This window comes from Bacillus sp. NPDC060175, from assembly GCF_042728695.1.
Classification (GTDB): Bacteria; Bacillota; Bacilli; order Bacillales; family Bacillaceae_G; genus Bacillus_A.
Genome location: NZ_JBHWYR010000060.1, coordinates 19,953 through 30,222, shown reverse-complemented (window position 1 = coordinate 30,222; position 10,270 = coordinate 19,953). Strand labels below are relative to the sequence as shown.

6 protein-coding genes are annotated in these 10,270 nt (G+C 38.6%); all 6 read right to left on the bottom strand.

Annotated elements, in window-relative coordinates:
• Positions 1–166 precede the first annotated feature (166 nt).
• Positions 167–874: a DNA alkylation repair protein gene (locus tag ACFWDE_RS23390; RefSeq protein ID WP_377895019.1), complete on the bottom strand. Its 708-nt coding sequence runs from the start codon at positions 872–874 to the stop codon at positions 167–169.
• Between the two features lie 94 nt (positions 875–968).
• Positions 969–1,247: an RNA polymerase alpha subunit C-terminal domain-containing protein gene (locus tag ACFWDE_RS23385; protein WP_105584288.1), complete on the bottom strand. Its 279-nt coding sequence runs from the start codon at positions 1,245–1,247 to the stop codon at positions 969–971.
• 23 nt (positions 1,248–1,270) lie between these two features.
• Entirely contained in the window at positions 1,271–4,996 is a 3,726-nt protein-coding gene (gene addA / locus ACFWDE_RS23380) for a helicase-exonuclease AddAB subunit AddA (protein WP_377895018.1), read from the bottom strand.
• Positions 4,993–8,508, bottom strand: a complete 3,516-nt coding sequence (addB, locus tag ACFWDE_RS23375) for a helicase-exonuclease AddAB subunit AddB (RefSeq protein ID WP_377895016.1) — start codon at positions 8,506–8,508, stop codon at positions 4,993–4,995. Before addB ends, addA begins: the two co-directional genes overlap by 4 nt.
• 116 nt (positions 8,509–8,624) lie before the next feature.
• Positions 8,625–9,188, bottom strand: coding sequence for a signal peptidase I (gene lepB, locus ACFWDE_RS23370; RefSeq protein ID WP_002149908.1), 564 nt, complete (start codon positions 9,186–9,188; stop codon positions 8,625–8,627).
• Positions 9,189–9,396: 208 nt separating this feature from the next.
• Entirely contained in the window at positions 9,397–9,990 is a 594-nt protein-coding gene (locus ACFWDE_RS23365) for a TVP38/TMEM64 family protein (protein ID WP_002149909.1), read from the bottom strand.
• Positions 9,991–10,270: the final 280 nt, after the last annotated feature.

The following is a 10,270-nucleotide window of genomic DNA, read 5'->3' as shown; positions in this document are numbered from 1 at the left end:
AACAAGCACAACCCCGTTCTAAATTTAGGACGGGGTTAAATTTATAGCAATAAAGTCATTTAAAAATCTAAGTTTTATTCAAAAAATAGCGTCCTTTTCTAGAATAAAGGAATAGATGTATTTATACAAAAGTGGAATATTTTACAGAATTTCAGAATCCTAATTTTTAGCACCTTACATATTTACGTTTGAATCCCAGTCTTCCTCTATCAAGTTCTTTATGAATACTTTCGTAAGCATTTAGAAAACTGCTTTTCTTGTTGCCCCGTTTTAGTTCTACTATGCCTACTTCCGTTGCGGTTTCAACTGCCTTTTCATGTAGCGGCACATATGAAATCCCCACAGTGTTTAGAAAATTATTCATAGCGGATTTCGTTCGTTCTGGCGCATCGTGAATTGTATTTTTCACAACTTCTAGCATATTGGCAATCTTACCTTCGGAAAATTCATTGTCTTTTCGATTCCCTAAAAGCCAGCAGTAGCAACTCCAGCCCGCTGACATTCTTAGTTCGTCACCACTTGCAATCCATTTATCAGCAACGTCTTGTGCAAAATCTGATTCTGATAAAGTTACTGCCACCACATAATCGGACAGCATATAAAAGTACGCCCCAGCCATCCAATGATCAAAATCCGATTCATTCATAGTTTTTGGGTCTGCAATAATGCCTGCAAAGTACATTGCATCGTAGTTACCTGTGGCATACAGCTCTTCAGCTAAACTTTGATTGATTTTTATTTTCTTTGCGATGGGTTTCATAGCACCTGTAGCTACGCCAAAAAGTGGATTCTTTGCACCATTAGATATGTATATTTTTTTAGTTCGTTCCTTACCGAGAGTTTCAAGATCTTGCATTACTGTTTCAAAATCCATCGTGTTGTACTTCCTTCCTTAATATTAATAATCAATTCGATTATATAAACTAATCATTAGTGAAGATGCTACTCCCCGCTAATGATTAGTTTTTTTATTTAAATGATAATCCCTTATCTTCTAAAGCCGTTCTCAATTTAGGTAAAGATGCTGGCCCTATACCGTGCAGTTTCAAAATTTCTTTTTCACTATACTTTGAAAGTTCTTCTAAAGTATGAATTCCATAATGTTCTAACGCCCTTCTTGCTGGTGCTGAAAGAAGAGAAAGAAAGCCTTCTTTTGGCTTTCTCTCTTTCTCACAGGTTGGGCAAGTTGGACAATCGCTACTTTTGTAGTACTCGTGTCCTTGATCACAAGTTCTTAACGTCGCGATAATCCATAAGCCCTTTCTAAACTCTATTCCCCAATATTTACAACATGATTCCCATCAAAGAAGTATAAACACTTCTCTTTCACAGGATGTTTTAAGCTTTTCTCGAGTGCTTTTGCATATAGTGAAAGCTGTACTTTGTATCGGTCTTCTAAAGTTGGTTTCGCTTGATCAAATCCGCCTGGGAACTTCCCTTCAATCGTATCTGTCTTAAAGTCGATTAAAGTAATTCCATCTTCCTCTTCAATCATGCAGTCGATAACCCCTTGGACAAGTATTGTTTCGCCTTTCTTCCCTTGCCAATCTTGATACGCTTCTTCTGCTGATAGCATCATCGTAAATGGCACTTCACGCTCAACACTTCTCGCCGCTAATACCCTTTTACCTAGGTCACTGTCAAAGAATGAAATTACTTTTTCAATCGCTATTTCTTCAGCTTGTTCAAATGTTAATAGTTCTTTGTTTACCATTCTTGCAATTTGTTCTTGAAGAACTTCAGTCGTAATTGGTTTCTTCAAATCTACATGCTGCATAACGGCATGAACTGCTGTCCCTCGCTCTGCGTATGTTAGCCCTTTTTTCTCCATAAAGCGCGGACGTGTTTTAATTGGTGCACGAAGTTTTTTAATAAAGGCGTTATCGCTACCTTCTTCAGATTGATAATTTCTCTTTATTTCTGTAACAGACTGTTTCGCACGGTGAGATGTCGCGTCCTCATACCCGTATTCCCACATTAATCTGTCGTACACTTCTTCTTTCCGTTCACTTTCTAACGGAACAGCTTTTTTATCGCGAAGCGCTTCTAATAACTCTTGTTTCTCTTCTTGAACTGGTTCTGGTGCAAGTAAATCTTTTCCTTCAACAACTTCTACTTTCCAGCTAGCACTATATTCATAAATTTCGCCTGGAATATTTCCTTGTCCTAATTCAAGAAGCATTTCACTATCACGGTGTCTATATAATGAAGGTGCAATCCAATCTAAATAACATGACGCTCCGGCACGTATATGGTCTGGTAATAACCATTCACTATGCTCTCTTGCATCGAGCCATTTTTCCATTTCTTTATTTGCATCTTTAACCGTTCCAATTAAAATTAACTTCTCTTTTGCACGCGTTAACGCTACGTATAGTACGCGCATTTCTTCCGCAATTAATTCCATCTTCATTTTACGCTTAATCGCTAGTTGCGATAATGTCGTATATTTAATTCGTTTACGAGGATCGATAAATTGTGAACCGAAACCGAAATCTTTATGAAGTAAGAAACGCTTCATTAAATCTTGTGTATTAAAACGGCGACCAAGTCCAGCTACAAATACGACCGGGAACTCTAGGCCTTTACTTTTATGAATCGTCATAATGCGAACAACATCTTCTTGTTCACCGAGAGCTCTCGCCGTTCCCATATCATCTCCGCGTTCTAAAATACGCTCAATAAAGCGTAAGAAGCGGAATAATCCTCTAAACGATGTTGCTTCATATTGTCTTGCGCGGTCATATAGTACGCGTAAGTTTGCCTGCCTTTGCTTTCCGGCTGGTAAACCGCCGACAAAGTCGTAATAGCCTGTCTCACCGTACACTTTCCAAATTAAATCGGAAAGAGATTGTTGTCGCGCAAATTCACGCCACCCTTGCAGTAAGTTATAAAACCACTCTAATTTATCATGCAATTCTTGTTCTTCTTCAAGCGGCGCTCCTTTTAAGAATGAACTCATCACTTCATAAAACGAGCCTTTCTTTCCATGAGCACGAAGCGTTGCAAGTTCTTCGTCATTTAGTCCAACGATCGGTGAACGAAGTACAGCTGCAAGCGGGATATCTTGCATCGGATTATCAATGACGCGGAATACGTTCATCATAATATTTACTTCTGTCGCTTCAAAGTAACCAGTCGCAAGGTCAGCATATACCGGAATTCCTTGTAATTTTAACTCTTCCATAATTTGCGGCGCCCATGGCATGGAGCGAAGTAAAATAACGAAATCACGATATTGCACTGGGCGCATACTATCAGTTTTACGATCATACACTTCATAATCTGAATCAACCATCGCTTTAATACGCTGCGCCATAAGACGAGCTTCAAGCTGCGCTTTTTCTACTTCTGCACCTTCTTCACCGTCTTGCACTTCTTCTTCCATTTGCTGAATACATAATAGCTCTGCCGCTACATCTTCACCTTCTGGATAGCTAGCACCTAGCTTTAATTCAGCGTCAGCATCATAATCGATTTCTCCGACTTCTTCGCCCATAATTTGTTTGAAGATAAAGTTCGTACCTGCTAGCACTTCATGACGGCTACGGAAGTTTTTCGCTAAGTCAATCTTCATTCCGCCGCCCGATCCTTCTTGTGTGAAACGTTTATATTTTCCTAAGAATAAACCAGGCTCTGCTAGTCGGAAACGATAAATTGACTGTTTTACGTCACCAACCATGAACAAGTTCCCTTCACTCTCAGAATCTTTCGTTACGAATTTAATAATTGATTCCTGTACGAAGTTCGTATCTTGATATTCATCGACTAGCACTTCAGCAAATTTATTACGATATTGAAGTGCTACTGCTGACGGCTTCATTTCACCATCTTCACTTTGCTCACTTAAAATTTGCAAACAGAAATGCTCTAAATCTGTGAAATCAACCATTCCTTTATCTCGTTTAATTGCTTGGAAACGCTCTGTAAATACTTTTACAAGCTTCACGAGTTTTTCTAATACGGGATGCATATCTTGAAAATCTCGTAAGAAACTTTCAGGTCTGCGGCTAAATAGCTCTTCTTGTAATTTCTTTACTTCATCTTTCGCTTTATTACGAAGAGAATCTACTTGTTTTACAACATCTTCGTCATAATCACTTTTCTTAATACGCTTTAGCGTTTGCCACGATACATTTTGCATCGCTTCATAAACGCTTGTCCACGACCCACGAGCTGCTGAGGATAACGTTCCAAGTAAAGCTACATCCGCTTGTAACGTTTCAACGCGAGGCGCTGGACCATCAGGAAGCATTGCGAGTTCAGTCGCCTTACGAATATGCTTTTCCGCTGTTTCAAGCTGAAACTTCACATCTTCTAATAAGTAAGAAGCGTACACTAAATCTTCAATCGTCTTTCCTTCCACGTCGTATGCTTCTACTAATTTATCAAGCCACTTCTCCGGGTTTGGATGCGCTCTTGATTCTGTATGAAGCGCTAAAATCATTCGTTGTAAGTCATCGTCACTACGGTCACTCGTATAACGATCAACTAGTTCAAAGAAAATACTATTATCTTCGATTCCATATTCTTCTTCTAATATGTCATCTAGCACTTCTTCTTTTAATAACTCATTTTCTGTTTGGTTCGCAATACGAAAACGAGGATCGACATCAAGCATGTAATAATATCCCCTAATAACTTGTAAACAAAATGAATGAATGGTAGAAATGGAAGCTTTATTTAATAAGCTAAGCTGCTTTCTTATATGCTGTGAACCTGGCCCATCAATTAATACTTTTTCTAACGCCTCCCCAATTCGATTTTTCATTTCTTGCGCCGCTGCATTCGTAAATGTTACAACGAGCAGGCGGTCGACATCGACTGGATTTTCCTCACTTATAATCTTTTTAATAATACGTTCAACTAATACTGCTGTTTTCCCTGATCCAGCTGCTGCTGCGACTAAAATATCACGTCCGTTCGCTACAACCGCTTTCCACTGGTCATCTGTCCATTGACTACCTTCTGGTTTCTGAGGCCAATTTTCTATCATTCTCCGCCAACCTCCTCTCTAATTTTCTCCATTGCTTCGCTATCTTTCATATCTTTTAACGTACGGAATTGGTTATCTTCAAGTGATTCATCAAACTGACAAACAGATTTAAAGTTACAGAACGTACATGCCGCTTTATTCCCCTTTTTGTAAGGAGCAATATCGATAACACCTTCTGTTATGTCTTTTCCGATATTTTCAAAAGAGTGGTGCACATATTTTTGAAGTACGTTAAACTCTTGTTCACTTGCAATGCTAGAACGCGCACTAAAACTACCATCTTTTTTCAGACCAGCAGAAATAATATCAGAGCTTCCTGTTGAAAGTTTATTATCCATTAAACGAACAACGTCAGCATCTCCTAGTACGAGCCCTTTCATTTTAAATTTCTTTAAAATTTCTTTCTCAATTTCTTCTTCAGATGCATCGCCTTTCATCTCAACAATCGGGTTATGAATATGGAAATACAATACACCCGCCGGTGATGCAGTACTACCCTTTTTCATCCACGTATGTGCATTTGAAGTAACAACATCTAAATACGTTAACATTTGAAGTGCGAGTCCGTAATACACTTCTGTTAAATCTAGCGCTTTCGAACTTGATTTATAGTCAATAATACGAAGGAACGTACCACTCTCATCTTCCGCCTTATCAACACGGTCAATACGACCAACTACTTCCATCTTCACACCATTTGGCAACGCAAATTCCATTGGCGGAAGCGATCCAGTCCCGCCCATACCGAACGGTACTTCTAAATCAACTGGTACAAATCCACTCGACTTCGCATGTTCACGAAGAATAAGTGATGTACGGAAAATGATTTGTTGTAGTTTTTGTTTTAAATAGAAATGACGGTTTGAACTTAATAAAATTTGTCTTTGTAATAATGGTGCAATTTCTTCTATTACTAAAGCAGAAAGGTGCTCACACTCTTTTATTGATAAATCCGCCCAAGTACGATTTTCACGTAATAGCTTGTCTGCAATTCTCTTCAGCGCTGCGTGGAATAACTCACCGATATCTGGCGCATCAAGTTTGAAAATATCACGCTCTCTTAGCGATAAACCGTGCTGAGCAAAATGAGCGTACGCACAGCGATTAAATAGTTCCATACGAGAAACGCTTCCCTTAATTGTATCTCCATATAAATCCCTACTTACATCTGTACTTAGTTTCTGTGCACGATTTCGATAGAATAAACTCGATAACACGCGGCTACTTTTTTGCTTCCATTCATCTGAAGTAACGTAGAAGTTATATACGTCCCACCAAAAGTCTAAATTGCCTTCAAATCCGTAGCGCTTCCACGTTTGCAGTTGCTGCATGACGTAAGACAACGTTACTTCTGGCGTTGCTACATATGAGATTTGTTCCGAACGCGATAAGTCATTTACATCATTCGTAATAAACGATTCTTTCACATCAGGGAACATTCTTTTTATTTTCTTAATAAAACTAGAAGCAAGTAACGTCTTTCCTTCTTCATCCGCAAGCGGACAGGAAATGTATAACTTCTCAGATGCTCTCGTCACCATTTGATACATAACGAACTGTTCTTCTAATAAAGTTTGTCTCGTCGTTGGTGCTAATTCGATACCTGCAGCGGTGAGAACATTTCTTTCCTCATCAGAAAGCATACCTTCATCCATAGGCGCTGCTGGAATCACTCCTTCATTTACTCCAATAATGAACGTCGCTTTAATATCTGATAATCTAGAATGATCAATATTAGCAACTAACACTTGATCTAGTGACGGCGGAATGTTCGCAAATTGAAGTGCCTCAAGACCTGTCGTCATTACATCAGTAAACATAGACAGGGACATCTTCTCTTCGCCAAGCATCTCAACGAACGTATCAAGAAGGCTCATCACTTCTTCCCATACTTGCTCATGGTCTGTCGCAAATAAGAAATCTCCGCTTTCTTCTGCACGAATACGTAATGCTTCTAGTTTTTTCGGAACGTCAAGCTCCTCTAAAAATAAATATACCGCTTCGCACATTTGCATAACTGTTCCAGCACGCTTCAGTCTTTTTTGCATACGAATAACTGGCGTTCTTACAACGTCGCGAAGTCGATTTATTTTCTCTTCCATTTCACGCTCACTGTCTGTTATCATTTCGCTCGCATCATCAAGAGAACGATAACGACGATACATCCACGGATCTTCAGAAGTCCATCTCTTCCCTTGTACACCGTACGCTAAACAGTAGTTTTCAAACTCATCCATCTCTTCGCGCATCGCTTCTTTTCTTACGTCTAGTGGATATAAAAGTTCTGTTTTCACACAGCGGAACACTGCATCATAACGCCAATTCCCGCTAATAATCTCTAAAGCCGAACGAATACATTCTACTAGCGGATGATGTGACATCGGGCGTTTTTCATCGATGAAATGCGGGATATTATAATCCGTAAATAACGTTCGCATTACATCGTAATAACTTTCTCCGTTACGAAGAAGGACTGCGATATCTCGGTAACGATAGTCTTCAGCCGCCACAAGTCTTCGAATTTCACGAGCAACACCTTCTACTTCAGCTCGTAAATTAGCTGCTGTACTAATTGTCACACTCGCTTCACCGTGAAACTTTTCATTTGGACGCGCTTCGTAATGCATTTCTAAATGTGCTAATGCTTGCGAATGAAAACGCGGCTGTTCCATAAGTGGAATTGTTTTTTCAACCTCTATTTTCTCTTCACGCGCTACTTGTTTTATTCTTTCATACGTTAACGTCGTTTCATAAAATAAATCTAGTTCATTCACTGGCTGCGCTAACGTTTTTTCATCTATCGTTAATGTTATTGTTACTCTAGTTCCTAATCTCATTAGCCCTCTAACGATTTCTAACTCTTGAGGAGAAAATGAATGGAATCCATCTATATAAATTTCCGCGCCTTTTACATACTCAGAGTCTGAAAGCTTCTCAATTAATAATTGTAAGTAGTCTTCTGAATCTAAATACTTTCCGATTAAAGCACGTTCAAAATCATCATATAATAGCTGTAAATCATATACTTTATTCGCTAGTAACTTTTGCTCAGCACTGCTACTATGCGCATCTAATTGTTGCCACATTTCATATACGTTAGATGGCGTCACATTGTAACGTTTAAACTCTGCAATCATACTGCCAAGATGTTCAAAGAAACCGTTTTGCTCCGCTGCTTTTTGGAACACCGATAATCCATCCTTACGAGATTCTACAATTTTACGAAGTAACATATGCACACCCGCTTCATCAATATGAAGACGACTCGCTCCGCCAACTTCTTGCAATACCTTCCACGCTAATCGTGAAAAACTAAAAACTTGTGCCCGAATAGAACCTCTTACATCCTCACTTCCAATTAACGCCTGCTGCGTTTGAAATGTCATCTGTTCTGGCACAAGATATAATATTGTTTTGCCTCTCGGGCGCTGTTTTAACTCTTCTTGCACTTCTCGTAAACAAAGTGCACTCTTTCCACTTCCCGCTCTACCAATCACCAATCGAAGTGACATGTAACCCCACCTTTCACTTACACAACGAACGTTAGTTTGCTACTATAATTGTATTATAGTACACGAAAAAAGACAAACTGAGTTGTTTGTCTTTTCTATACTTCTACTTCATTATATCAACCTTTTGAAAAATTCGTTTGCACCTCTTGAATTGGCCAATATCGTAAATCAACTTTACCGACAACTGTATCAGCCTTCACAAAGCCAAAGTGTCTACTATCCCAGCTCCCGAGGCGGTTATCGCCTATTACAAAAATAAACCCGGGTGGTACAAACTTTTCTTTTGTTAACTCTTCTAATGTAAAATCACCTGTTAGTTGCCTTCCATTTACCTCTTTCTTATACTTCTCTAAATAAGGCTCATCAATAAATTGACCATTTATATACAGCTTATCATGCTTATATTCAATATGGTCTCCAGGTAATCCAACAATCCGCTTTACATAGTCTTCTTTTTTATTTGCATGAAAAACGACGACATCGAACCTGTTCAAATCCCCTACTTGATAACTCACCTTATTTACAACGAGCATATTACCATCTTGCAATGTCGGCATCATTGACTTCCCCTCTACAACGTACGTTGAAAAGAAAAACGTTCGAAAAAATACAGCTAATAGTACACCAATTAAAATTGTTCTTATCCACTCTAGCCCTTCTTTTTTCAAAGTTTTCTTCATTCGCTTCTCCCCTCGCCCTTTAATAATGAAGCTTGCATTTATAAAGTGAAACTTAATCGGTGGGGGTTTTGTTCATCCCCCACCGATTATTAGTTGAACCAATCGGGCATTTACGGGCAGTTTGATCTCCCACCTAACTTCTTTGCTTCAGTCGAATTTTTTGGTGGGAGTTTTACTGCCCGTTAATGCGGGACAAAGAAGACTTTTCCTAATGTAGTTCTAACTTTACTTCAATTTTTTTACCGACATACCATAAAATAAAAATAACAATACCCACAATAACCGATTTCACCGGATTATGAATAAATGACACTAAATCATGACCGATATACGTTAAAATAAAAATCATAACAAGTTTTCCGAATGCTAATGCTAGTCCAAACTGTTTTACGCTAACGCGAGACAAACCAGCTACAACGTTTATAAGCGCAGATGGTGTAAACGGAAAACAAAATATAACAAAGATTGGCGCGAACCCTTTTCTTTCAATCCATCCCATCGCTTTTCGCACTCTCTCATGCTTATTTACAAAAGAAAAGAAACGACTTCGTCCAAAGCTGCGAATAATGAAAAATACAAGCATTGCACCAATTACTGACCCAAGCCACGAATAAAGAAATCCATACCAAAAGCCAAATGCAACAGCATTCGCCAACACAAACACAATGAGTGGTAATGCTGGAATGAGCGCCTCTATCATCGGTAAACCAATACCGAGAAGCGGTCCAAACGCCTTATAACTTTCAACAATATGATCCATATTTTCTGGTGAAAAATACTCTTTGATCGTTTGAAAATCCATTCTACACTTTACCCCTTTACTCTAATTACTAACTCAACTGTATCATCGCTTGAATGAAAGAGGAAATGGTAGATACGACATATGGAGATGTATTTATTAAAGTTTCCATATCTTTCGTTAGAATTCCTTCATTATTATGCTATTATAATCTTTCAATATTCGACAGGTTTTGTTATACGTTTGGTTGTTTGAGGAACAATATTTTTTGATGATTTTTTAGGTAAATGAAATTACATCGATGATTTTCTGAATACATCGACCACAACTCAATTTTTATCAG